This is a genomic window from Actinomycetospora chiangmaiensis DSM 45062 (assembly GCF_000379625.1).
Classification (GTDB): domain Bacteria; phylum Actinomycetota; class Actinomycetes; order Mycobacteriales; family Pseudonocardiaceae; genus Actinomycetospora; species Actinomycetospora chiangmaiensis.
This window is the reverse complement of record NZ_KB903218.1, coordinates 535,889-559,474: the sequence shown is the minus strand read 5'-3', so window position 1 is coordinate 559,474 and position 23,586 is coordinate 535,889. Positions and strand designations below refer to the sequence as shown.

The 23,586-nt window shown below is 73.7% G+C and carries 26 protein-coding genes; 7 read left to right on the top strand and 19 right to left on the bottom strand.

The features are described from left to right. Positions 1–5: 5 nt before the first annotated feature. Together A3CO_RS0107330 and A3CO_RS0107325 are read right to left on the bottom strand one after the other, a co-directional pair. The gene (locus tag A3CO_RS0107330; protein WP_018331595.1) at positions 6–731 is read right to left on the bottom strand and encodes a nitroreductase; all 726 of its coding nucleotides are present in this window, start codon (positions 729–731) and stop codon (positions 6–8) included. Continuing rightward, entirely contained in the window at positions 728–1,261 is a 534-nt protein-coding gene (locus tag A3CO_RS0107325) for a DUF4863 family protein (protein ID WP_018331594.1), read from the bottom strand. Before A3CO_RS0107325 ends, A3CO_RS0107330 begins: the two co-directional genes overlap by 4 nt. Positions 1,262–1,380: 119 nt before the next feature. Between A3CO_RS0107325 and A3CO_RS0107320 the strand changes: the two genes are divergently transcribed. Then, positions 1,381–2,013 (top strand): TetR/AcrR family transcriptional regulator, encoded by a 633-nt coding sequence (locus A3CO_RS0107320; RefSeq protein WP_018331593.1) that lies wholly within the window; start codon positions 1,381–1,383, stop codon positions 2,011–2,013. Positions 2,014–2,102: 89 nt separating this feature from the next. Then, positions 2,103–2,423, top strand: coding sequence for a hypothetical protein (locus A3CO_RS0107315; RefSeq protein ID WP_018331592.1), 321 nt, complete (start codon positions 2,103–2,105; stop codon positions 2,421–2,423). Here A3CO_RS0107315 and A3CO_RS0107310 read toward each other — a convergent pair. Next, positions 2,409–3,866: a glucose-6-phosphate dehydrogenase gene (locus A3CO_RS0107310; RefSeq protein WP_018331591.1), complete on the bottom strand. Its 1,458-nt coding sequence runs from the start codon at positions 3,864–3,866 to the stop codon at positions 2,409–2,411. The genes A3CO_RS0107315 and A3CO_RS0107310 overlap by 15 nt on opposite strands. A gap of 37 nt (positions 3,867–3,903) precedes the next feature. Beyond that, a complete protein-coding gene (locus A3CO_RS0107305; protein WP_033413956.1) occupies positions 3,904–5,331 on the bottom strand; it encodes an MFS transporter in 1,428 nt (475 codons plus the stop codon). Positions 5,332–5,377: 46 nt separating this feature from the next. Here A3CO_RS0107305 and A3CO_RS0107300 point away from each other — a divergent pair, with 46 nt between their 5' ends. Then, complete coding sequence (locus A3CO_RS0107300) at positions 5,378–6,091, top strand: M50 family metallopeptidase (RefSeq protein WP_018331589.1); 714 nt, start codon at positions 5,378–5,380, stop codon at positions 6,089–6,091. Here the strand turns inward: A3CO_RS0107300 and A3CO_RS30630 are convergent. Beyond that, the gene (locus A3CO_RS30630; RefSeq protein WP_018331588.1) at positions 6,083–6,796 is read right to left on the bottom strand and encodes a (2Fe-2S)-binding protein; all 714 of its coding nucleotides are present in this window, start codon (positions 6,794–6,796) and stop codon (positions 6,083–6,085) included. The genes A3CO_RS0107300 and A3CO_RS30630 overlap by 9 nt on opposite strands. A gap of 70 nt (positions 6,797–6,866) precedes the next feature. Between A3CO_RS30630 and A3CO_RS0107290 the strand changes: the two genes are divergently transcribed. Further along, the gene (locus A3CO_RS0107290; RefSeq protein ID WP_026204365.1) at positions 6,867–8,465 is read left to right on the top strand and encodes a hypothetical protein; all 1,599 of its coding nucleotides are present in this window, start codon (positions 6,867–6,869) and stop codon (positions 8,463–8,465) included. A 185-nt stretch (positions 8,466–8,650) separates the two neighbouring features. Here A3CO_RS0107290 and A3CO_RS30625 read toward each other — a convergent pair whose 3' ends face one another. The 8 genes from A3CO_RS30625 to A3CO_RS30620 all read right to left on the bottom strand — a co-directional run bounded on the left by A3CO_RS30625 (position 8,651) and on the right by A3CO_RS30620 (position 16,473). Continuing rightward, positions 8,651–9,385 carry an urease accessory protein UreD gene (locus tag A3CO_RS30625; RefSeq protein ID WP_018331587.1) on the bottom strand — a complete coding sequence of 245 codons (735 nt, stop codon included), beginning with the start codon at positions 9,383–9,385 and terminating at the stop codon, positions 8,651–8,653. Next, positions 9,382–10,014: an urease accessory protein UreG gene (gene ureG / locus A3CO_RS0107280; RefSeq protein WP_026204364.1), complete on the bottom strand. Its 633-nt coding sequence runs from the start codon at positions 10,012–10,014 to the stop codon at positions 9,382–9,384. Before ureG ends, A3CO_RS30625 begins: the two co-directional genes overlap by 4 nt. A 16-nt stretch (positions 10,015–10,030) precedes the next feature. After that, positions 10,031–10,774 (bottom strand): urease accessory protein UreF, encoded by a 744-nt coding sequence (locus A3CO_RS0107275; RefSeq protein ID WP_018331585.1) that lies wholly within the window; start codon positions 10,772–10,774, stop codon positions 10,031–10,033. A gap of 37 nt (positions 10,775–10,811) precedes the next feature. Next, positions 10,812–11,306, bottom strand: a complete 495-nt coding sequence (locus A3CO_RS0107270; protein ID WP_018331584.1) for a methylated-DNA--[protein]-cysteine S-methyltransferase — start codon at positions 11,304–11,306, stop codon at positions 10,812–10,814. 70 nt (positions 11,307–11,376) lie between these two features. Next, a complete protein-coding gene (locus A3CO_RS0107265) occupies positions 11,377–13,440 on the bottom strand; it encodes an urease subunit alpha (RefSeq protein WP_018331583.1) in 2,064 nt (687 codons plus the stop codon). Beyond that, positions 13,437–13,739: an urease subunit gamma gene (locus tag A3CO_RS0107260; RefSeq protein ID WP_018331582.1), complete on the bottom strand. Its 303-nt coding sequence runs from the start codon at positions 13,737–13,739 to the stop codon at positions 13,437–13,439. Before A3CO_RS0107260 ends, A3CO_RS0107265 begins: the two co-directional genes overlap by 4 nt. Positions 13,740–13,772: 33 nt before the next feature. Next, positions 13,773–15,410, bottom strand: a complete 1,638-nt coding sequence (locus tag A3CO_RS0107255) for a purine-cytosine permease family protein (RefSeq protein WP_018331581.1) — start codon at positions 15,408–15,410, stop codon at positions 13,773–13,775. 70 nt (positions 15,411–15,480) lie between these two features. Continuing rightward, positions 15,481–16,473 (bottom strand): cation diffusion facilitator family transporter, encoded by a 993-nt coding sequence (locus A3CO_RS30620; protein ID WP_051085859.1) that lies wholly within the window; start codon positions 16,471–16,473, stop codon positions 15,481–15,483. Between the two features lie 156 nt (positions 16,474–16,629). On the opposite strand from A3CO_RS30620, the gene A3CO_RS0107245 reads away from it, so the two are divergent. The 3 genes from A3CO_RS0107245 to A3CO_RS0107235 all read left to right on the top strand — a co-directional run bounded on the left by A3CO_RS0107245 (position 16,630) and on the right by A3CO_RS0107235 (position 19,495). Further along, a complete protein-coding gene (locus A3CO_RS0107245; RefSeq protein WP_018331579.1) occupies positions 16,630–17,232 on the top strand; it encodes a GNAT family N-acetyltransferase in 603 nt (200 codons plus the stop codon). A 71-nt stretch (positions 17,233–17,303) separates the two neighbouring features. Then, positions 17,304–17,936 (top strand): class I SAM-dependent methyltransferase, encoded by a 633-nt coding sequence (locus tag A3CO_RS0107240; protein WP_018331578.1) that lies wholly within the window; start codon positions 17,304–17,306, stop codon positions 17,934–17,936. Continuing rightward, on the top strand, positions 17,933–19,495 hold the full coding sequence (locus A3CO_RS0107235; protein ID WP_018331577.1) for a Na+/H+ antiporter: 1,563 nt from the start codon (positions 17,933–17,935) through the stop codon (positions 19,493–19,495). Before A3CO_RS0107240 ends, A3CO_RS0107235 begins: the two co-directional genes overlap by 4 nt. A gap of 79 nt (positions 19,496–19,574) precedes the next feature. Here A3CO_RS0107235 and A3CO_RS0107230 read toward each other — a convergent pair whose 3' ends face one another. The 6 genes from A3CO_RS0107230 to A3CO_RS0107205 all read right to left on the bottom strand — a co-directional run bounded on the left by A3CO_RS0107230 (position 19,575) and on the right by A3CO_RS0107205 (position 23,505). After that, positions 19,575–19,886, bottom strand: a complete 312-nt coding sequence (locus tag A3CO_RS0107230; RefSeq protein ID WP_018331576.1) for an EthD family reductase — start codon at positions 19,884–19,886, stop codon at positions 19,575–19,577. Positions 19,887–19,953: 67 nt separating this feature from the next. After that, entirely contained in the window at positions 19,954–20,913 is a 960-nt protein-coding gene (locus A3CO_RS0107225) for a phytanoyl-CoA dioxygenase family protein (RefSeq protein WP_018331575.1), read from the bottom strand. Then, complete coding sequence (locus tag A3CO_RS0107220) at positions 20,910–21,746, bottom strand: class I SAM-dependent methyltransferase (RefSeq protein ID WP_018331574.1); 837 nt, start codon at positions 21,744–21,746, stop codon at positions 20,910–20,912. The genes A3CO_RS0107225 and A3CO_RS0107220 overlap by 4 nt, the downstream gene beginning before the upstream one ends. Positions 21,747–21,823: 77 nt before the next feature. Then, positions 21,824–22,441, bottom strand: coding sequence for a TMEM175 family protein (locus A3CO_RS0107215; RefSeq protein ID WP_157647137.1), 618 nt, complete (start codon positions 22,439–22,441; stop codon positions 21,824–21,826). Beyond that, positions 22,438–23,052, bottom strand: a complete 615-nt coding sequence (locus A3CO_RS0107210; RefSeq protein WP_018331572.1) for a histidine phosphatase family protein — start codon at positions 23,050–23,052, stop codon at positions 22,438–22,440. Before A3CO_RS0107210 ends, A3CO_RS0107215 begins: the two co-directional genes overlap by 4 nt. A 27-nt stretch (positions 23,053–23,079) precedes the next feature. Continuing rightward, positions 23,080–23,505 (bottom strand): HIT family protein, encoded by a 426-nt coding sequence (locus A3CO_RS0107205; protein ID WP_018331571.1) that lies wholly within the window; start codon positions 23,503–23,505, stop codon positions 23,080–23,082. Between the last annotated feature and the right edge of the window lie 81 nt (positions 23,506–23,586).

The following is a 23,586-nucleotide window of genomic DNA, read 5'->3' as shown; positions in this document are numbered from 1 at the left end:
CCTCCTCAGACGTGGAAGGTGGTGAACCCCGCGACCGGTTCGCGCTCGGTCCGCAGGTCGTCGAGGGCGTGCTCCTCGTCCGCGTACCCGAGGGCGACGCCGCACACCATCATCTGCTCGGCCGGGATGCGCAGGTGGCGGCGGACGACCGGGTGGAAGTCGAGGAACGACGCCTGGGGGCAGGTGTCGAGCCCGCGGGCCCGGGCGAGCAGGACGATCGCCTGCAGGAACGCCCCGGCGTCCACGAGCCCGCCGCCGAGCGCCTGCCGGTCGACGGTGAGGACCAGCCCGACCGGCGCCCCGAAGAACGCGTAGTTGCGGCGGTGGTGGGCCAGCCGCCCCGCCGTGTCGGAGGCCTCGACGCCGAGGGTCGACCCGTAGAGCTCCTCGCCGAACCGGCGGCGCCGGGAGCGCAGCGGCTCGGACCAGTCGTCGGGATCGGGCTGGTAGGGGTACTCCGGGGTGGTCCGGTCGTCGGCCGCCAGCGCCTCCCAGAGGGCCTCCGTGAGGTCCCGCTTCGCCGCGCCGGTGACGACGTGGACGTGCCACGGCTGGGTGTTGGAGTTGCTCGCCGTCCGGGCCGCCAGCGCCAGGATCTCCTCGACGTCCTCGCGCGGGACGGGGCGGGGCAGGTAGGCCCGGACGCTGCGCCGGGTGGCCATCGCCTCGTCGACGTCGAGCCGGCGGCGGCTCCCGGGCCCGACCCGGTCCGGGGCCGTCGCGGTGCTCACGACGCGACGACCTCGCGCTCCTGGTCGGGGGCGGTGATGTCGTAGGAGATGCGGCCGGCCGGCAGGTAGAACAGCGCGATCACGGGGCCGCCCTTCGACTCCGGGTAGTGGTGGCTCGCCGGGGCGGGGGCGGTCCACCCGGCCGCGCACCAGCCGTTGGGCCCGCGCAGCACGGCGCCGGGCTCCAGGGGGACGACGAGGTTCAGCTCGCCGTAGGGGTGCTGGTGGTACTGCCCGCGGAAGGGCTCCTGGCTGTCCATGTACACGGCGGTGATGCTGAACCACTCGAGGCGCTCCTGGGGCTCCGCGATGCGGCTGCGCCGGTAGTGCGGCCCGTCGACCTCGATGTTCGCCGCCCAGCCGTCCCGGACGCCCTCGGTGATCATCGCCGCGAGGTCGTCGTAGAGGGGCGAGCCCGGGCCGTGGGTCGTGTTGAGCCAGGTCTCGAGGTCGGTGCCCGCCGTGCGGTTCCGGATGTCCCGGACGAACGGGATGCTGCGCTCGATCAGGTCCTCGGCCGTGTAGCTCATCGCTGCCTCCTGCGCGACGTGTCCTCTCCTACCGCCGACGACGCTAGGCCGGAGTTCGGTTACGTGCAATAGCTGTAACGTAACTTCACGGGTCGCGTCCGGTGCGGGACACTGGGCGCATGACCGACACCGCGCCCGTCGGGACGGCGGGGGGCGAGGAGACCGCCTCGCGGGGCGGCCGCCCCCGGGACCCCGCGCTCGACGAGTCGATCATCGAGGCCACCCGCCGGCGACTGGTCCTCGACGGGTACTCCGCCATGTCCCTGGGCGAGATCGCGAGCGATGCGGGGGTCTCCCGGCCCACCATCTACCGGCGCTGGGCGAACAAGCTCGACCTCACGATCGACGCCCTCGACTGGGGCTTCCGCCGCCAGCAGGCCAGCTACCCCACCGCGCCGCTGGCGACGATGCCGCCGCGTGCGGCGCTCACCGAGGCCGTGCGCCGGGTCGACCCCTGCTACTTCAACCCGGACGCGATGGTCCTCATGGGCAACTTCATGGGCGAGACGCTGCGCACCCCGGAGCTGCTCGCCCACGTGAAGTCCCACGCCGTCGAGCCCCGGGTCCGGCTCGTGGAGAACACCCTGGCCGAGTTGCAGGACCGTGGGGCCGTCCGGGCCGACGTCGACCGGCACACCGTGGCCACCCTGTGCTTCGGCGCCTACTACGCCGCGTTCCTGCGCGACGAGCACGACCGCGGGCGGCTGGCCGAGGACGTCGTCGCCACCCTGTGGCCGGCCCTGGCGGTGTGACGGCCGCCGCGCGATCGGCGTCACCGGGACAGGTCGGAGCGTGGCGGGCACCCTCGGGGTGCTCCCCGCGAACCGTCTGGAGGTGCGAGATGCGCACCGGAACCCGTCACGGGCAGGCCGTCACCAGCCTGTTGCTGGCCGCCCGCACGATCGTGCTGACCCGTCGCCGGACCGGCCGCCACGCCGAACTCTGCGACGCCGCGGTCAACGTCGTCACCAACGGGTTGACGAGCATCGCCGTCGACCCCCAGTCGGTGCCGACGCCGCTGCGGGAGGAGGCGACGGCCCTCGCCCACCGCATCGTCGACGACGACCACCCCGAGGACTCGCCGCTCTGGCCGCCGCCGGGCGAGGACCTGCCGGTCACCAGCTGGGTCCACCCCGACCGGGCGCCGTCACTGGTCGCCTAGCGTCCACCCCACCGGCTCGGCGAGGCGCAGCGCCTCCTGCGGGCCCCAGGAACCCGGCGCGTAGGGCCGGATCGGCGCCGACCCGTCGAGCGCCGCTCCCGCCGCCTCCCAGACCTCCTCGAGCCCGTCGGGGCGGGTGAAGAGCGTCCGGTCGCCGAGCAGGATGTCGTGGATCAGGCGGACGTAGGGCGGCAGCGGGTCACCGCCGTGCACGTCGTGCAGCGGGATCGTCGTCCACTGCGTGGTGAGCTGCGACTGGCTGCCGGGCAGCTCGATGTTCATCGAGAGCCCGAGCTCGCCGTCGCCGGAGAGGTCGAACCGGATGACGTTGCCGCGCGGCGGGATGTCGGCGCACTCCGGGGCGCCCGACTCGTTCGGCGCGCAGTACGGGCCGCCCTGCGGGTCGCGCATGATCAGCGACACCTTCTGGTGGCTCTCGGCCATCTTCTTGCCGGTGCGCATGAGGAACGGCACGTCGCGCCACCGGTCGGTGTCGACGAACATCCGGGCCGCGACGAAGGTCTCGGTGTCGGAGTCGTCGGCGACCTCGTCGATGTCGCGGTAGCCCTCGAACTGCCCGCGGACGATGTCGTCGGTGGTCAGCGGGCGGAACGCCTTGACCGCGTCGGCCCGGGCCTGCGCGATGTCGTCGGCGGCCAGGGTCTTCGGCGGCTCCATCGCGATCTCGGCCGCGACCTGGAACAGGTGCGTGACGAGCATGTCGAGGACGGCGCCGGTCTGGTCGTAGAACTCGGCGCGGTCGGCGACGTCGAGCGTCTCCGGCACGTCGATCTGCACCGAGGCGACGTGGTGGCGGTCCCAGCTCGAGCCGAACAGGCCGTTGGCGAAGCGCAGCGCGCGCAGCTGCTGCGTCGCCTCCTTCCCGAGGAAGTGGTCGATCCGGTAGATGACCGACTCGTCGTAGACCCGGTGGACGGCCTGGTCGAGGGACCGGAAGGACTCCAGCGAGGTGCCGAACGGCTTCTCGTAGACCACACGGCTGCGCTCGACGAGGTCGTGCGCGGCGAGGGCGTTCGTGTAGTCCTCGAAGGTGGTGGGCGGCAGCCCGAGGTAGTGGACCCGCTGGACCGTCGACGGGTCGCCGCCGCCCAGCTCCTGCTCGGCCTGCGCGACCTTGTCCACCAGCTCGCCCGGGTCGTCGACGGTGAAGCCGTCGCCGGCGAAGTGCAGCCGCGCCGCGAACTCCTCCCACGGCCCGTCCTCGGGCTTCGGCCCGAACTCGTCGAGCTTCTCGTGCACGTGGGCCCGGAAGTCGTCGTCGGAGAGCTTCCGCCGGCCGCTGCCGATCAGCTGCCACTCCGAGGGCAGGAGCTTCTCCTGCGCGAGCCGGAAGAACGCCGGCAGCACGAGACGCGCCGCGAGGTCGCCGCTCGCGCCGAACAAGACGAAGACGGTGGGCGGGGTGTCTCCGGGATCGGTCACGTAGACGAACTTCCCCCGCTTGCCCGCGCTTGACACGTCACCGGGCGTCCGGAGCGGGTTCGGTGACGCCGCAGTGGGAGCACTCGTGGACCTCGAACCGGGCCGACGGGCGCAGCAGCAGCGCCGTGAGCACGGCCGCGCCCAGCAGCAGGCACGCCGCGATGACGACGGCCCGGTGGTAGCCCGCCGAGAACGCCACCGGGTTCGTGTAGTCCGCCCCGGCGATGCCCGCCGCGGCCGGGATGACGGCGACGGCGAGCAGACCGGCCGCGCGGGCGACGGCGTTGTTCACCCCGGAGGCGACGCCCGCGTGCCGGTCGTCCGCGGCGTCGAGCACGGTCGCGGTGAGCGGGGCGACCGTCGCCGAGAGCCCGAGGGCGAACAGCAGGACGGCCGGCAGGACATCGGTCCAGTACGACGCGCCGGGGCCGACCCGCAGGAGCAGCAGCATCCCGGACGCGGCCACCACGAGCCCGACCGTCATCGGGAGCCGGGGACCGATCCGCGTCGCCAGCCGTCCGGCGCGCGCCGAGAGCAGCAGCATCACCAGCGTGATGGGCAGCGTGGAGAGCCCCGCGCGCAGGGGCGAGAACCCGGCGACGACCTGCAGCTGGAGCACCAGGAGCACGAACAGCACCCCGAGCGCGGCGTACATCAGCAGCGTCACGCCGTTGAGCGCGCTGAACCGCGGGTTCGCGAACAGGTCCGGCGGCACCAGCGGCGAGCGCGACCGGCGTTCCACCAGGACGAAGGCGACCAGCGCGACCACCCCGGCCGCGCCCGTCGTCAGGACCGCCGGGGACGGGCCCGCGGCACCGGCCTCGGTCAGCGACCACGTCACCGCGCCGAGCCCGAGCAGCGCGAGCACCGTGCCGGGGAGGTCGAGGTGCGGCGCCGCCGACGGATCCCGCGACTCCGGGACGTGCCGGAGCGCGGACGCCACCACTATTGCGGCGACCGGCAGGTTCACCAGGAACACCGCCCGCCAGTTCCACTCCACGAGCCAGCCGCCCACGAACGGGCCGACCGCCCCCGCCACCCCGGCGAGGCCCGACCAGGCCCCGATCGCCGCGGCCCGGTCCTCCCCGTGGAAGGACGCCGAGATCAGCGCGAGCGAGCCCGGCGTCAGGAGGGCCCCGCCGACGCCCTGCAGCGCGCGGGCCGCGATGAGCACCTCGACCGACGGCGCCAGCCCGCACAGCGCGGACGCGAGCGCGAACCAGACCACCCCGACGAGGAAGACGCGGCGGCGGCCGAACCGGTCCCCCAGGGAGCCGCCGAGCAGGATGAAGCCCGCCAGCGTGAGCGTGTAGGCGTTGATGGTCCACTGCAGGTCGGCGAACGCGGCGCCGAAGTCCGACCCGATGCGTTCGAGCGCGACGTTGACCACGGTCGAGTCGAGCATCGCGAGGCCCGACCCGAGCACCGTCGTGGCCAGCACCCACCGGCCGGCGGGGGTGCGCATCCGCAGCTCGGTCGTCACAGGGTCCCACGCTACGGTCAGGGGCACTGTGCTCGAACCACTCGGTGACCTCACCGCCGACCAGACCCAGGTCGCCCTGGTCGTCTGCGCCGGTCTCGTCGCGCTGCTCGTGATCGCCTTCGACACGACGTGGCGGGTGGCGCGCAACGTCGTCACGATCGCCCACGAGGGCGGGCACGCGCTCGTCGCGATCGCCACCGGCCGGACGATGACCCGCATCCGGCTGCACTCCGACACCTCCGGCGTGACCCTGTCCAAGGGGCGCCCGACCGGACCCGGCATGGCGTTCACGGCCTTCGCCGGCTACCCCACGCCGCCCCTGCTGGGGCTGGGCGCGGCCGCGCTGGTGGCAGGCGGGGCGGTCCCGACGATGCTCGGGCTGGCGATCATGGTGCTGCTCGGCACGCTCGTGCTGATCCGCAACGTCTTCGGCGTCGTCTCCGTGGTGCTGACCGGCGCCGTCGTCGCGCTCGTCATCGCCTACGGGTCGGTGACCACGCAGTACGCCTTCGCCTGCTTCGTGACGTGGTTCCTCATCGTCGGCGGCCTCAGGACGGTGCTGGAGATGGCGCAGAAGCGCTCCCGCCTGCAGCGTCGGGGCGCCCCGACCTCGGACCCCGACCAGGTCGAGCACCTCACCGGCGTGCCGGCCGGCGCCGTCGTCGCACTCTTCGCGCTGATCGGCGTGATCTCGCTGATCCTCGCGGCGAACCTGCTGCTCGCCTGGCCGCCCCTACCCTGAGTCGACGGTCGCGAGCACGCAGTCGCCGCAGGTCCCGCCGCCGGGCACCTGGTAGAAGAGGCAGCACGTCCGGCGCCGGAACCCGATCCCGGTCGGGTGCCGCGGCTCGGGCACGAACTCCCCCAGCCCCGCGAACGGCGGGTTCCCGACGACGGACCGGGCGACGTCGGCCGCGCGGGCGGCGGTCCCCGGGCGGTCGGTGAGGATCATCCGCAGCGCGCCGCCGACCGACGAGGCGACGTTGCCGCGCAGGACCGTCCCGGAGACGCTCGCCTGGCGGCCGATCGCGCCGAGGACGGGCTCCAGGGTGCGGGCGATCTCGGCGGTGGCGGTGGCCCCCAGGTCGTCGTGGGGCAACGCCTCGGGGCGCTCGACCCACAGCGGCGCCGGTCCCCCGGACCAGGGCCGCCAGTGGACCCGGTCGTGCAGGCGGGGCACCAGACCGTGCAGGGCCGCCGCCCCCAGCACGAGGCCCGTGATCCGCGCCGACACCGAGAGCCCCAGGAGCGAGCCGGCGACGCGGCGCGTGGCGCCGAGCTGGCGGGCGATGGCATCGATCCGCTCGTCGAGAACCGTGCCCGAGAACTCCGGTAGCGGCCGCCAGGACGGGTCGGCGCCCTCGACCGGACCCGTGGCGAGGACGAAGAAGCCGCCCAGCGAGTCGACGTCGGCGAGCGCCTCCGCGGCCGTCGGGATCGGTGCCATGGGGCCATCGTCCCGGACCGGGCGGGACCACACGTCGGTGGCTGTCGTACCCATTCGTTAAATTCGGCGCATGGTCGAGTCCGGTCTGCGGTTCGCGTTCGCCTTCCTGCCGGCGGGCGTCGCCGTCGTCGTGGGCCTGGTCCTGGCCGTCCAGCGGCGCAAGGTGCAGCCCGACGTGGCCACCCCGGCCTTCTGGGGCCTGGCGCTCCAGCTCGTCGCCATCATCGCCGGCGCCCTGGTCAACGTGATCCCGTCGTCGATCGTGCAGGGCGGTGGGAGCCCGCAGACGGCCGTCACGGTGGCGACGGTGATCGCCCTCGTGGTGGCGGCCCTCACCGTCGTGTCGTGGGTGCTGATCCTCACCGCGCTGTTCCGACGGCTGCCCTCGGAGGCCGCGGTGGCGGGGTCCGACGCGCCGACGCGCGCGGTGCCCACCCCTCCCCCGGGCTTCGCCCCCGAGCCGTTCGCCGACGACGCGCCCACCGGGCGGCACGCGCTGCTCGACGAGCACGGCCAGCAGGTGGTCGCCCAGGCCGGGGTCCGGCTCTCCCCGCAGACGGCCGGGCTCGCCGCGGGCGCGGCGGGGGGTGCGGCGGCCGTCGGGTTCGGCGCGGCCGCGGCCGGGTCGGGCCCGTTCGCTGTCCCGGAGCACACCGCCGACCTGCCGACCGAGGCCGTGCCCGTCGTCCGTACCCCGGATGCCGACGAGGCGCCGACGCCCGGTGAGCGGGACGCGGGCACCGTCGAGGCCGACCAGCCCGATCCCGGCCCGGCCGGGGTCGACGAGGCCGCCGTGGGCGGGACGCCCACCGGCGCCGACCCCGACGACGCCGAGGCACCCGTCTCGCCCGCGGACGTGGCCCCTCCGGCCGTCCCCGCGCAGTCCGTCGCGGCGCAGCCCGTCCCCGCCCGGCCCGACCCCGGTCCGGCCGGCGTCGACGAGGCCGCGGTCGGCGGCACCCCGACCGGCGCCGACGCGTCGGACGCCCCGGACGAGGGCGACACCGCTCTGACGCCCACCCCGGACGCCGCGCGCACGGCCCACGGGGTGGCAGAGGCCGCCGCGGTCGACGTGGACGAGGCCGCGGTGGGCGGCACCCCGACCACCGCCGACGCCGACCCCGGGACGCCCCCGGCCGACCACGGCACGAGCCAGACCGGCCCGGCCTCCGCGCCTCAGCCCGCCGTGCACCCGTCGGCGCAGCCGTCCTCCGCTCCGTCGTCGCCGCAGCCGTCCTCCGCTCCGTCGTCGCCGCAGCCGTCCTCCGCTCCGTCGTCGCCGCAGCCGTCCTCCGCGGCTCCGTCGTCGGCGGGGTCTCCGTCCGGCCCGCCGCCGGCGGCCCGCCCCACCCCGCGCCCGGCGCCGTCCCCGGTTGACGCCGAGGAGCCCGCCGACCCGTCGTCGGGCGCCCCGGCGAGCCACCCCGGTCTGGCCGGGACCATGCGCACGCCGCGCCCCGCCCCGGCACCCGCCCGCGGGTCGGATCTGTTCACGCCTTCGGCGCCCATCCCGGAGGTGCCCGAGGAGGCCGTGGGTGGGACGCCGGTCGAGCCGCAGGAGGCGAGCGCCACGCGAAGCCGGTCGTCCAAGGCCCCGGTCGCGGGGTGGTTCGAGCCCGTCACCGACGGGTCGGGCGACAGCTACGGCGCGGAGCACCGCGAGAACTGACGGCCGGGCGGAGTTCCTGCCGCGCGAGAGTGATGTCAGGCAGGCTTCGGGCGTTCACGGTCTGCGCGACGTCACTCTCGCGACGACCGGTCGCCCCGGTCAGGCGCCACATCCACGACGCCAGGTCCGCGAGTGGCATGTCTGGTGCACCGGATCCCTGTGCACCACACACGCCATGCGGTGCCCTAGCCGGCCGACACCGCCACGCGCGGCACCGTCTCTGCCGCGAGCACCCGCGCCACTCCGCGGACCGTCCCGACAGCCGACAGGATCGAACCCGGCCCCTCGAGCGGACTCCGCGCCCAGAACACGTCGTCGTCCGTGCCCCCGTCCTCACCCTCGTCCCCCGCGCCGACACGGACCACGGTGCCGGCCGACCGGGCTCCCCCGGTCCCGCCGATGCCGGTGAGGGCCGGGTCCGTGCCGTCGAGGACGGTCGTCGCCGCGAGCAGGCACCTCCCCTCGACCGACGCGTGCACCGACGAGGAACACCGTCCCCCGCGCTGCCCGGCCCGTCCCAGCACGACCTGCTCCACCACCCGCGCCGTCGCCCTCGCCGCCGCGTCGATCCGGACCGAGGGCGCCCACACGGCGCCGTCGCACACCACGGTCGGCTCCGGCACCCATACCAGGTCCGCCTGCTCCGCCAGCCGAGCCTCCACGTCGAACGACGCCTCCGTGCCCGGCTCCCGACCCGGTTGGACCACCGTCGCGGCCGCGGAGTGCACGGCGAGGTGCTCCCCCGGCCCGAGGTCGATCTCCAGGCGCAGCCGGTCGCCGCCCAGCGGCCCGCCGCCGACCGCGACGACGTGCACCCGGCTCGGTCCGGTCCGCCGCAGCACCACGGGGGGCGCGGAGGTCCAGGTCAACCGCCCGTCCACGAGGGACACCCGCGCCGCCGCGAGGACGGCTCCCGTCACGCGGTGACCCGGACCTGCGCCCGCACCCAGTCCACGATCTCGGGGATCGGTGCGGTCCGCACGCTCACCAGGGCGGTCGGCTTGCCGTCCCGGACACGGGCCGCGTCGGCCGCCATGCGGTCGGTGTCCGCGCCGACGAGGGGTCCGAGATCGACCTTGTTGATCACCAGGAGGTCGGCGCCCGCCACCCCGGGACCGCCCTTGCGCGGCACGTCGTCGCCACCGGCGGTGTCGATCACGAAGATCTGCCGGTCGATCAGGCCGTAGCTGAAGGTGGCGGTGAGGTTGTCGCCGCCCGACTCGACGAGCACCAGGTCCGGGTCGAAGCGCTCGACGAGGTCCTCCACGGCGTCGAGGTTCGCCGTCACGTCGTCGCGGATCGCGGTGTGCGGACAGCACCCGGTGCGCACCGCGACGATGCGCTCGGCGTCGAGGACGGCCTCGCGCCGGAGGAAGTCGGCGTCCTCGGTGGTGTAGATGTCGTTGGTGACGACGGCTACCGAGAGCTCGTCGCGCAGCACCCGGCACAGCGCCGCGACCAGCGCGGTCTTGCCGCAGCCGACCGGCCCGCCGATGCCGATCCGCACCGCCCGACCGGGCTTGGGGTGGTCGTGCGCGCCACCGGACAGGTCGAGCTCGTCGAGTCTATGAAGCAAAGAGGGCTCCCTCGGATCGGGCGTGCAGGACGGCGAGCACCTCCGGCAACGGCGTCGTCGCGGTGGGCAGCAGGTCGGCTTCGGCGGCCCCGGCCGCCGTCGTCCCGGCGTCGGCGGCCTTCCCGACGACGGGTCCGTGCGCGGTTAGGGCGCGGGCGTGGACCCCGGCGAGGGCCAGCGGGTCGAGTCCGAGGAGCCGGACCGCCGCGGAGCAGACCTGCCCGACGAGGTGGTGGACCGCCAGACCCGCGGCGTCCGTGGGCGTACCCCCGGCGGCGGCGGTGGCCACGCCGAGGACCAGCGCCTGGTGCGGTCGAGTGCCGAGCCCGGTGACCGCCGCGTGGGGCCAGGCGGCGCGCACCGTGCGCAGCATGGCCCGGCCCTGTTGCCGCGAGACCTCCCGGAGCGCTGCGACGGGCGTACGCGCCGAAATCGCCGCGTCCCACGGTTCCCAGTCCGGCCCCGTCGTCGTCCCGTCCCCGCGCGAGGGGAACTCTCGCGCCACAAGAGCGCTCGGATCGTCCCCTCGCGAATCGAGGAGGGCACAGGCCGCGGCCGCCGCCGCGGCCGTGACCAGACCCGCCGTCGGGACCCTGCCGGAGAGCCAGGCCGCGACGTCGTCCGGCGCGCGGACCAGGCCACGCCGGACCGCCGACTCGATGCCGCCGGAGTGCGCGTGCCCGCCCGTCGGCAGGCGGGAGTCGGCGAGCAGCCAGAGCTCCGGTGCGGGCACCCGGACACCGTAGACGGGCTCTGTTACGGCCGTGCTGTCAGCCGAACAGCGTCGGGACTCCGCGGCCCTCGAGGTCGAGCAGTGCGCGCTTGCGTTCCATCCCACCGCCGTAGCCGGTGAGGGAGCCGTTCGCCCCGATCACCCGGTGGCACGGCACGACGATGCTCACCGGGTTCTTCCCGTTGGCGAGCCCGACGGCGCGGACGGCCGTCGGGGACCCGATCGCGGCCGCGAGCTCGCCGTAGGTCCACGTCGCACCGAACGGGATCGTGCGCAGACCGGCCCACACCCGGGACTGGAACTCCGTGCCCCGCAGCACGACGTCGACCGTGAACTCCTGCAGCTCACCCGCGAAGTAGGCGGTGAGCTCCTCGCGGGCGGCCGGTACCGCGTCCTCGACCCGCTTCCCCAGGGCCTCGATGGCCGGCCCGTGCCGGTGCTCGGTCATGTACAGCCCGGAGAGCACGCCGTCGTCCGCCCGCAGGGTCAGCGGACCGAGCGGGCTGTCCGTGATCGAGTGCGTGACCGCCATGTGGCCTCCGGCCCTGTGAGCAGTAATCCGTGTCCCAGCACGGAAAAGTACTCACAGGGCCGAAGGCCACCTAGAACAGGAAGTACCGCTGCGCCATCGGGAGTTCGCGCACCGGATCGGGGTCGACCACGGACCCGTCGATCGTCACCGTGAACGTCTCCGGGTCGACGCGGATGTCGGGCGTCGCGTCGTTCTGCGGCATGTCGGCCTTGGCCACCGCCCGCGTCGACGTCACGGGCACGAACCGGCGCGCCACGTCGACGTCGGGCGGGGTCACGCCCGGCGCGGTGAAGAAGACCGACGACGCCGCCGGGGCGCGGCCGTAGGACCCGAACATCGGGCGGGACAGCTCGGGCTGCGGGGTCGGGATCGAGGCGTTGGCGTCGCCCATGCGGCCCCAGGCGATCATGCCGCCCTTGACGACGACCTGCGGGCGGACGCCGAAGAACGCCGGGTCCCAGAGCACGAGGTCGGCGAGCTTCCCGACCTCGACCGACCCGACCTCCCCGTCCAGCCCGTGCGCCACCGCGGGGCAGATCGTGTACTTCGCGACGTAGCGCCGCGCCCGGTCGTTGTCGTCGCCCGAGGCCGAGACACCGGACTGGCCGGTCACCCGTCGTCGGGCGGCGTGCGCGGTCTGCCAGGTCCGCAGGACGACCTCGCCGACCCGGCCCATCGCCTGCGAGTCGGAGCCGATCATCGAGATGGCACCGAGGTCGTGGAGCAGGTCCTCCGCGGCGATCGTCGACGCCCGGATGCGCGACTCGGCGAACGCCAGGTCCTCGGGGATCGACGGCGAGAGGTGGTGGCAGACCATGAGCATGTCGAGGTGCTCGTCGACGGTGTTCACCGTGTGCGGGCGCGTCGGGTTGGTCGACGACGGGAGCACGTGCGGCTGCCCCGCGACGGTGATGATGTCCGGCGCGTGCCCGCCCCCGGCCCCCTCGGTGTGGTACGCGTGGATCGACCGGCCGGCGATTGCGGCGAGGGTCGAGTCGACGTAGCCGGCCTCGTTGAGCGTGTCGGTGTGCAGGGCGACCTGCACCCCGGTCTCGTCGGCCACCCGCAGCGCGGCGTCGATCGCGGCGGGCGTGGCGCCCCAGTCCTCGTGGACCTTGAACCCGGACGCGCCCGCGGCGACCTGCTCGCGCATCGCCTCGAGGCCCACCGTGTTGCCCTTGCCGAGTAGCGACACGTTCAGCGGCACCGCGTCGAGTGCGGTGAACATCCGCGCGAGCCACCAGGCGCCCGGCGTCACGGTCGTCGCCTTCGTACCTTCCGCGGGACCGGTGCCCCCGGCGATCCACGTCGTGACCCCGGACCCGAGCGCCTCGGGGATCTGCTGCGGGCTGATGAGGTGGACGTGGCAGTCGACCGCACCCGCCGTCAGGATGAGCCCGTTCCCGGCGAGGATCTCCGTCGACGGGCCGATGACCAGCGCCGGGTCGACCCCGTCCATCGTGTCCGGGTTCCCGGCCTTGCCGAGCCCGACGATCCGGCCGTCGCGCACGCCGACGTCGGCCTTCACGACGCCCCAGTGGTCCAGCACCAGCGCGCCGGTGATGATCAGGTCGGCCGCACCCTCGGCCCGCGTGGCGCGCGACTGGCCCATCGACTCGCGGATGACCTTCCCGCCGCCGAACACCGCCTCGTCGCCGCCGCGCGGACCGCGTGAACGGTCCTCCTCGACGCGGATCGTCAGGTCGGTGTCGGCCAGCCGGACGCGGTCGCCCGTCGTCGGGCCGAAGAGCGCCGCGTACCGGTCGCGGCCCACGCTCCAACCGCTGCCCGTGCTTCCCGACGAGGAGTTCGTGCCGGCCGGGTCCGGCACGTCCAGCCGCCCGCCGGGGAACGACCCGCGTCCGCCCAGCGCGACGAGGTCGACGTCCTTCTCGACGCCGGGCTCGAACCGCACCGAGGTGCCCGCCTGGATCGCGAGGCGCATACCGGTGGCGGCGTCGCGGTCGAAGGAGAGCGCCGGGTTGGTCGACGCGAAGTGCATGTGCGAGCCGACCTGGATCGGCCGGTCGCCGGTGTTGGTCACCGTCACCGTGGCGGTGCGGGCGCCCTCGCCGGCGAGGATGTCGCCGTCGCCGGGGAGGATCGCGCCGGGGCCCTGATCGGTGCCGCTCACTGGATCGGCTCGTGCACGGTGACGAGCTTCGTCCCGTCCGGGAACGTCGCCTCGACCGCGACGCTGGGCACCATCTCGGGCACGCCCTCCATGACGTCGTCGCGGGTCAGCACGTGCTGGCCGTCCGCCATGAGCTCGGCGACCGACCGACCGTCACGGGCCCCCTCCAGAATCCAGGAGCTGAGCAGGGCGACGGCCTCGGGATGGTTCAGCCGGAGCCCACGGCCCCGCCGTTCCCTCGCGAGGTTCGCCGCCACGTGCAGCAGCAGTTTCTCCTGTTCGTGGGGCGACAGCAGCACCTCGAGGCTCCTCCGGGTCGGCTGGCGGCGAGACTACGGGGAGGCCGGCAGCACGTGGGTACCGCTGCGGTCGGTGGACAGGCACAGCGAGCAGACGTGACCGCTGCCGGTGCCCGAGGCGGTCATGTCGGGCCGCTCGAAGTCCTGGTCGCAGACCTGGCAGTGCAGGGTCTCCGCCGACGGGTTGCCGTGCCCGTCGAGCATCGGCGAGTCGATCCCGTCGTCGGGACGGCGCAGGTAGTACCGGCCCCGCGTGGCCATCGCGAGGACCGGCGGCAGCACGAAGGCGAGCCCGATCGCGACCAGCGGCGAGTACGACGCGAGCGTCGATCCGAGGACGCCGAAGAACGCGAGGATCGAGACACCGGCCGAGACGATCATGGAACCGAACCCGACGGGGTTGACGTTCGGGATCATGCCGCGGCGGAACTCCGGCTGCTTCGGCGAGAGCCCGAGCACGTACTTGTTGATCGCGATGTCGGTGGCGACGACGACCACCCACGACATGCCGCAGTTCGCGTAGAACCCGAGGATCGTGTTCAGGAAGTCGAACATGTTCGCTTCCATGAGGATCAGCGCGATCACGAGGTTCACGCCGAGGAACACGAGCCGGCCCGGGTAGTACTTCGTGACGCGGGTGAACGAGTTGGTCCACGCGAGCGACCCGGAGTACGCGTTCGTCACGTTGATCTTGATCTGACTGATGACGACGAGGATCACCGCGAGGGTGAGCGCCAGCCAGCCGGGCAGGATGTCGTTGTAGATCGCGACGAACTGGCGGACCGGCTCGTTCGCGAACTCCGCGGCCCCCGCCACGTTCGCGAGCAGGTACACCGCGAGGAACAGGCCGACGACCTGCTTGGCCGCCCCGAAGATCACCCAGCCCGGGCCCGCGAGGACGACGGCGGTCCACCAGCGCCGTGAGTTCTCGGGCGTCTTCGGCGGCATGAACCGCAGGTAGTCGATCTGCTCGGCGATCTGCGCGATCAGCGAGAGGCAGACGCCGGCGGCGAGCATGACGGCGCCGAGCGACGGCGTGCCCTTGCCCTCCTCGCCCTGGTAGGCGAAGAACGTCTGCACCGAGTCCGGGTGGCTCAGCAGCAGGTAGACGAACGGCGCGACCATGAGGACGAGCCACAGCGGCGTCGTCCAGAGCTGCAGTTTCGAGAGCAGGCTCATCCCGTAGACGACCAGCGGGAAGATGATCATCGTCGAGAGCGCGTAGCCCGCCCACAACGGCAGACCGAGCCCGAGTTCCAGGCCCTGCGCCATGATCGAGCCCTCGAGGGCGAAGAAGATGAACGTGAACGTCGCGAAGATGATGTTCGTGACGACGGAGCCGTAGTAGCCGAAGCCGCTGCCCCGGGTGATGAGGTCCAGATCGAGGTTGTAGCGCGCGGCGTAGTAGGCCAGCGGGAACCCGGACAGGAAGATCACGACGGCGAACACGCCGATCCCCCACAGCGCGTTCACCGTGCCGTAGGAGATGCCGATGTTGGCGCCGATGGCGAAGTCCGCGAGATACGCGATCCCGCCCAGCGCGGAGGTGGCGACGACGGCCGTGGACCACTTCCGGTAACTGCGCGGGGCGAACCGGAGGGTGTAGTCCTCGAGCGTCTCGTTGGCCTTGGCCGGTGGCGCCGCCGCCGGCGCCTCCACGTCCTGCGACATCAGCGCACCCCTTCGCCTCGGCCGACCCGATCGGGTGGCGCGCCGTGAAGCCTGGGTGAGCGCGATGAGGTCAGCTTTGCCGCGGTGTCACAGGGTCGTTAACGGCAGCCCGGACGGGCGGCGGAGCACAGTGCTCCTCGTGGTCGGCGTGCTCGGGCGTCTCGATCTGCAACGTGGAGTGATCGAGCCCGAACTCGTCGCGCAGGGCCGCGGCGGCCCGGTCGAGCACGCTCGAGTCCGCGGCCCGGCCCTCGCAGTGCGACGTGGTGCCGTCGTCGACCACGAGGTGCGCCGACGCGGCCGGGGTGCGGTCGGAGATGACCCACACGTGCAGATCGTGCACCGCGCGGACCCCGGGCACGGCCAGCAGGGCGGCGCGCACGTCGTCGACGTCGATCCCGGGGGGCGCGCCCTCGAGCAGGACGTGGGCGGTGGTGGAGAGCAGCGCGACCGTCCTCGGCACGAGGATCGCGACGATCACCAGCGAGGCCACGACGTCCGCGTACGGCCAACCGGTCAGCAGCAGCACGCCGGCCGCCACCATCACCGCGACCGAGCCGAGCGCGTCGCCGAGCACGTGCAGCGCCGCACCCCGCACGTTGAGCGAGCCGCTCCCCCCGGAGAGCACGGCGAGCGAGACGAGGTTCCCGACGAGGCCGACCGCACCGAAGACCAGCAGCGCGAACCCCGGCACCTCCGGGGGCGCGGCCGCGAGCAGGCGCTCCACCGCCTCGACGGCGACCCACACCGTCACGGCGAGCAGGGCCAACGCGTTGACCGCGGCGCCCAGCACCTCGCTGCGCCCGAGCCCGAAGGTCCGGCGTGCGCTCGGCGGGCGCTGCGCCAGGCGGGCGGCGACGACGGCCGTGACCAGCGCCGCCACGTCGGTGACCTGGTGCCCGAGGTCGGCGAGCAGCGACAGCGACCCGGTGACCCACGCCCCGACCGCTCCGGACACGAGGACGAGAGCGGTGATGACCAGGGCCACGGTCAGCCGACGGCCGTCCGTCGCGGCTCCGTGGCCATGACCGTGGCCATGTCCGTGCCCGTGGTCGTGCCCCATACCGCGCACCATACATGCACGCATGCGCATGTGGACTGCTCCACGTCGGCCCCGGTCCGGCCGTTCCCCGATCACCTCCCGGGCGTCGGACCGTGATCGTCGGACCGAGCGCGGGCGTCGCCGCATCGTCGCACGGGTCCCCGCCCGCGAAATCGGGTGCGACCCGTCGTCGGGAAGCGTTGGCTGTCCGCCGTGGGCGTGACCTTCCGGCCCGTGACGGCCGACGACTTCCCGCTGATCGGGCGCTGGCTCGCCGAGCCCCACGTGGCGCGGTGGTGGGCGCACGACCCGCGCCCCGAGGCGGTCGAGCGGGACTTCGGACCGACCCTGCGCGGTGAGGAACCGGCCGAGGACCTCGTCGCCGACCTCGACGGACGCCCCCTGGGCCTCTGCCAGCGCTCGTTCTGGCACGCCTACCCGGACGAGCTGACGGAGTACGCGGGGCAGATCGACGTCCCGACCGACGCCATGACGATCGACTACCTCGTCGGCGACCCCGCCGACATCGGGCACGGCCTCGGCAGCGTGCTGGTCGCCGCGCTCGCCACCGACACCTTCGCCGCGCATCCCGACGCCGGGTGCCTGCTCGTCCCGGTCGCGGTCGGCAACCGCGCCTCCCACCGGGTGCTCGAGAAGGCCGGGTTCCGGTTCGTCGGGCACGCGCGGGCGACGCCCGACAACCCCGTCGACCCACCGGATCACCGGGTGTACCGCCGCGACCGGTCCGATCCGCCGTCGCCGCGCCCGCCCCGGCACTAGATCCCCGTCGCTGCGCTCGCCCCGGCACTAGATCCCCGTCGCTGCGCTCGCCCCGGCACTAACATGCGCCGGTGCCCGACAACCCCTGGCTCACCGTCACCGGAGGGACCGCCGGACCCGGCTACGCGGAGCGTTTCGCGACGATGGCCGCGGCGGGCGCCGATCTGCACGGTGAGGCCCGGCGGGTCCACGCGCTGCTCGACGGGACGCCGTCCGACGTGCTCGACGCCGGGTGCGGGACCGGCCGCGTCGCCGTCCACCTCGCGGAACTCGGCCACCGCGTGGACGGCGTCGACCTCGACGTCTCGATGCTCGACGAGGCCCGCCGCGCCGCCCCGGGACTGCGCTGGCACCTCCGTGACCTCGCGACGCTCGACCTCGGCCGCCGCGTCGACCTCGTGGTGGGGGCCGGCAACCTCTGGCCGCTGCTCACCCCCGGCACGCACGCGCGGGTGATCGCCCGGCTGGCCGCGCACCTGCGCCCGGGCGGGCTCCTCGTGCTGGGGTTCGGGCTCGACGACGAGCACGTCCCCTTCATGCTCCCCGACGGCGTGCCGTTCCCCGACCTGCACGCCTACGACACGGCCGCCGTCGGCGCCGGCCTCCAGCTGCTCACGCGCACCGCCGACTGGGACGGCCACGAGCCGTACACCGGGGGCGGCTACGCGGTGAGCGTCCACCGTCGAGGGAGGACCGCCCCGTGAACGGGCTCGCCCTGCTGATCGTCCTCGTCGTCTCGCTCGCGGTCACCGCCCTCGCCGACCGGTTCCGCGTCTCCTCCCCGTTGCTGCTCGTGCTGGTCGGCCTCGTGCTGTCCTTCGTCCCCGGCATCCCCAACGTGCCGCTGGACCCCGACCTCGTCCTGTTCCTCGTCCTCCCGCCGCTGCTCTACTCCGCCGCGCTCGAGTCCTCGGCCCTGCGCATCCGGGAGAACCTCAACCGCATCGGCCAGCTCGCGTTCGGTCTCGTCATCTTCACGACGGCGGCCGTGGGTCTCGTCGCGTGGTGGGTCGTACCCGGGCTCCCGCTCGCGAGCGCACTGGTGCTGGGCGCCGTGGTCGCACCGCCGGACGCCGTCGCCGCGGCCTCGATCGGGCGCCGCCTCGGGCTGAACCGCCGCATGATGACCGTCCTCGAGGGCGAGAGCCTCCTCAACGACGCGACGGCGCTGACCCTGTTCCGGGTGCTGCTCGCGGTGGCCCTCGGGACGGGCGCGTCGCCGTGGGAGGGCATCGGCGAGTTCGTGCTGGCCGCAGCGGGCGGCATCGCGCTCGGAGCGGCCGCCGGCTGGGTGATCCACCGCCTGCGGCTGCGGCTCGGGGACTCGTCCCTGGAGAGCGCGGTCGGCCTCGTCGTGCCGTTCGCGATCTACCTGCTCGCCGAGGACCTGCACTGCTCGGGGGTGCTCGCCGTCGTGATCGCGGGGCTCTACCTCGGGCACAAGTCCAACGAGGGCGGGTTCGCGACCCGCATCCAGGACCAGGCCGTCTGGAAGGCGCTCGACCGCCTGCTCGAGGCCCTGGTCTTCGCGCTGATCGGGCTGCAGCTGGCGGTCGTCGTGGCGGACCTGCAGCTCACGTTCGCCCTCGTCGCGTGGTCGTCCGTCGCCGTGCTCGGCGCGACGATCCTCGCCCGCTTCGTCTGGATGTTCCCGACGATCTACCTCCCGCGGCTGCTGCCCAAGGTCCGGGCCCGGGGACCGGCGCTGCCCTGGAAGGTCCCGGTGGTGCTGTCGTGGGCGGGGATGCGCGGGGTGGTCACGCTCGCCGCGGCGTTCACGATCGACCCGCGGATGCCCGGCCGGGACATCGTGCTGTTCCTGGCGTTCGTGGTGACCGTCGGGACGCTGCTGCTCCAGGGCCTCTCGCTGCCGTGGGTGATCCGGCGGCTCAACGTCTACGACACCGGCGCCCAGGCCGACACGCTCAAGGAGGCCGCCGCGAAACAGGCGGCCGCCGAGCAGGCGCTGGCCCGCCTCGAGGAGTTGACCGGCATCGACGGCGACCGCACCCCCGGGCACGTCACCGACCAGCTCCGCTCCTGGGCCGAGCAACGTTCCAACGGCGCCTGGGAACGGCTCGGCCGCCCCGCCGAGGAGATCGGCGAATCGCCCTCGGTGGCGTTCGTCCGGCTGCGCCGCGCCATGCTCGACGCCGAGCGCCGGACCTTCGTCCGTTTCCGCGACATGGGGCGTCTCGACGAGTCCGCCATGCGTGAGCTGCTCCGCGAACTCGACTACGAGGAGGCCATGCTCGACCGCTGAGCCTCGCGGCGCGGAGCCCGCCGGGTCCGACACGGCGAGCCGTGGCGACCGCACGAGCGGCGGCCACCACGGCCCGACGTCACACCGTCGTCGTGATCTCCTGGAACTCCATGTCGACCCCGGCCTGGGCGAAGTTCTCCAGGTCGGCCACGGCCGCCTCTCCGGGCTCGGAGCCGAGGGCGGCCTGCGCGGCCTCCTTCGAGTCCCAGTCCAGCACCGCGATCAGCGCGTGCGCCGGCTGCGAGCCGTCGGGGGTCTCGCAGACACCCCACGTGAACGACCGGAGGTCGGGCAGCTTCGCGGCCAGCGGCGCGTGGGTGTCGCGGTAGTGCGCGACGAACTTGTCCTTGTCGGCGGGGTGGTGGTAAGAGGCGGTCAGGCGGTACGTCATCGGACCCTCCCTGCTGAATTCGGTGTGCACTGCAACACAACCAGCCCGACCCGTCGTCGGGAAGGGGTCAGCGGGCGGGAGTGACGATCGGGTTGTGCGCGCTCGCGGCGGGCTCGCCCGGCTCGGTGTCGGGGACGAAGAGTCGCCAGTCCCCGCTCACCATCGTGGGTCGGTCGATCAGGCGGGCACCGTCCGCGTAGTAGGTCGCGCCCAGGACCATGCGGGGGCGGGTGGTCCGGTTCGCGCCGGCGGTGTGGAAGCACAGCGTCGAGTGGAAGCTGACGTCGCCGAGGGCGAACGGCTCGTCGTGCACGACGACGCCGGCCTCCCGCAGCGACTCCGAGACCTGCAGGTCGTACGAGGTCCCGACCTTGTCGAACGGCACGTCCGCCAGCAGCCGCCAGGTGTCCATGCCGCGGGCGAAGGACAGCGGGCCCATCGCGGCGGGCACCGGCTGCAGCGGCATCCACGTCGAGATCACGTCGTGGGAGTCGAGCGGGAAGTGGTGGGCGTCGTAGTGCCACGGGGTGCGGCCGGCGCCGGGCTCCTTGCAGAGCGCGCTGTCGTGGTAGAGCCGCAGCGTGTCGTGCCCGAGCAGCGCCGCGCAGATCCCGGCGATCCGCGGCGAGAGGACCGCGGCGCGCACCAGCGGGTCCTCGAGCCACATCATCTCGCGGGCGCGCAGCGCGGAACCCGTCGTGGTCGCGAGCAGGTCGGTCAGCCGCCTGCGCAGTGCCTCGGCCGCGCCGGGGGTCACGACGCGCGGCAGCACCACGAAGCCGTCGGCCGCGAAGGCGCCGGCCGCGCCGAGGGGCAGGTCGTACGGTTCGGCGAGCTCGGCGATCACCGTGGCGTCGTCGGGCAGCGGGCCGGGGTCGGGGGCGGGGACGTCGACGAGGGCGGCCGGCTGCTCGTTGGCGGCAAGGGACATGTACCAGTCCCACCACTGCTCGTTGTCGCGGTCCCAGGCGGGGGCGACGTCGTCGGGGGCACCGGCCGCGGTGGCTTCGCTGAGGTGCGGGTTCATGTCGGTCTCTCCCAGGTGATGACGTCGACGACCTGCGTGAAGCGGTAGCCGTCGGCGCCGTGCTCGGCGGCGAGGTACTCCCCCACCGCACCCTCGGTCTCCATCCGTTCCAGCGGGACCGAGTCGTCGAACGCACAGCGCTGCAGGAAGCCCTCGATCACGCGCCGGTCGGGGTGCCCGACGTCGTAGCGGATCGTGGTGACCGCGGGCGTCACGCCCGCGGCGACGAGGGCCTCCCGGACCTGCTCGGCGCTGGTGAAGGGGACCGTGTCCGGGGCGAAGGTCGCCTGGAACGCCGCGGCGAAGCGCAGGTAGTGGGAGTCCGCGGCGGCGTGGACGACCGCACCGAAGCCACCGGGACGCTGCGCGGCGACCATCCGGGCGATCCCGGCCCCGATCTCGGTGGGCGGGACGACGTAGAGCGCGTGGGTGGCCCAGGCGACGTCGAACCCGCCGACGTCGTCGGGCAGATCCTGGATGCGGCACTCGTGCTCGCCACGCGGGACGAACGGTGCCTCGAGCACGGAGCGGGCCTCGGCGATCGAGAAGGCCGACGGGTCGAGGAGGTCGACCTCGACCCGGAGGTTCCCGACGGCGTCCGCGAGCCCCCGGCGCTGCAGCTCGGCCGGGAACTTGCCGCTGCCGCAGGCGACGTCGAGCACGCTCACCGCGTCGCCGTGGGCGTGGCCGCGCAGGTCCGTGGCCCAGTCCCGGGCGGCCACCATCTGGCGGTAGTCCTCGGCGGCGAGGGCGTAGAACGCCTCCATGCCGGCCCGCCCCTCCTCGGCCCAGTGGGCGAGGCTGCGTTGCTCGGTGGTGCCCTGCTGCGGCATGACCCGCGCCTCCGTAAGTGCCGTGACGGGCTGTCACACGAACAGAACCACGTCCACGGACGTTCGGCAGGGCGAGCTCAGCGGTGGCGGATCCGGTCGACCAGGCGCGTCGTGAGGGGGTCGAGGAACAGCAGGAAGAGGGCGTAGTAGCTGACCTGCGGGGCGACGAGGACGAGCAGGAACGCCAGCCCGATGTTGGTCGTCGCGGCGACGGAGCCGGTGACGAAGGAGTCCGGCGGGCCGCTGTCGTCCCCGTCCACCACCCCGAGGCGACGCAACAACACGGTGAGGGCGGTGAGCAGGCCGCTCGAGACCAGCAGGTCCCCGACGAAGCACCGAAGGACGAGGGCGCTCGACCCGTACGAGGAGACCAGCTCGACGAAGAACGGCAGCACCGTGATCGTGAGGATCCAGGCCAGGTTGACCGTCACCAGCGTCCGCGTCAGCCGCGTGGCGAAGCCGAACAGCCGGTGGTGGACGACCCACACGCGGGCGATGACGGCGAACCCGAGCAGGAAGCTGCCGATGGCGTCGAGGTTGCCGGTGATGATCCTCCCGGCCGGCTCGCCGGCCCGGACCCCCTCGGGGACGAGCTCCACGAGCGGGAGCACGAGCAGGGTCAGGGCGATCGCGACGGCGGCGTCGGTGAACGCCGCCATCCGCTCGGGCGTGGGATGCCGGTCCTCCGACCTCACAGCAGCTCCGCGACGTGACCCGTCTCGTTGACCGACCGCACCTTGCGGGTGCCCGACCGCGAGACGAGGACCCGGCTCAGGCCCACGTGGTCGAGCGGGAAGGTCAGCGGACGCGCCAGGGCCAGCTCGAGCGCGAGGAACATGTTGATCGTGCCCGCGTGGCAGACGACCAGGACCGACTCGCGGCCGGCGTCGGCGTGGCGCGCGAGGATCCGGTCGAAGGCGCCGCGGACCCGGGCGGTGAAGGCCCCCACGTCGACGAACTCGGGCAGGAACCCCTCCCGGATCCGCTCCCAGTCCGGGTCGTCGGACCCGATGCGCTGGTGCACCGGGGTGTAGGAGGACCGGCCCTGGTCGAACTCGGCGAGGTCCTCGTCGACGACGGGGACGAGGCCGAGGGCGTTCGCCGCCGGCTCGGCCGTCTCCTGGGCGCGGCGCATGCCGGAGACGACGATCTCGGTGACCTTCTCGCCGGTGTTGTTCGCGGCCCACCAGCCCAGCGCGCTCGCCTGGACCCGCCCGCGGGACGAGAGCTCGGGGTCGGCGGGGGCGCCGTCCGCGGTCGGTTCGGCGGCCACCGGCTCGGCGTGGCGGGCGAGGATGAGCTGCATCGACCCGTGTCCTGTCGCGTCGTGCGGTCAGGCCGGGACGTGGTCGCCGTGGCCGGCGGCGCGCAGGCCCGCCCGGATCCGCTCGGCCTGGTCGTCCATCGCCGCCTGGTCGGGGTCGCTCGCCGCCCGGGAGAAGTCGAACGCCTCGAGGCCCCACGCCGGGTGCACGTGGACGTGCAGGTGGGGCACCTCGAAGCCCGCGATCATGAGCGCGACGCGCGGGGGTTCGAAGACGTCGCGGATCACGGTGCCGATGGTCCGGGCCGTGGCCATCGCGTGCTCGAAGAGGCCGGTTGGGGCGTCGATCCACTGGTCAATCTCCTCGCGGGGCACCACGAGGGTGTGGCCGGGCCCCAGCGGGTTGATCGAGAGGAACCCGACGACCTGGTCGTCGGCCCACACGAAACGCCCGGGGATCTCGCCGTTGATGATCTTCGTGAAGACGGTCGCCACGCGCCGGAGCCTAACGACGCCGAGGGCGTCGGTGGGGGCCGGTAGCGTGGCGTCGACGTTCCTGTCCGCGTCCGAGGTGTT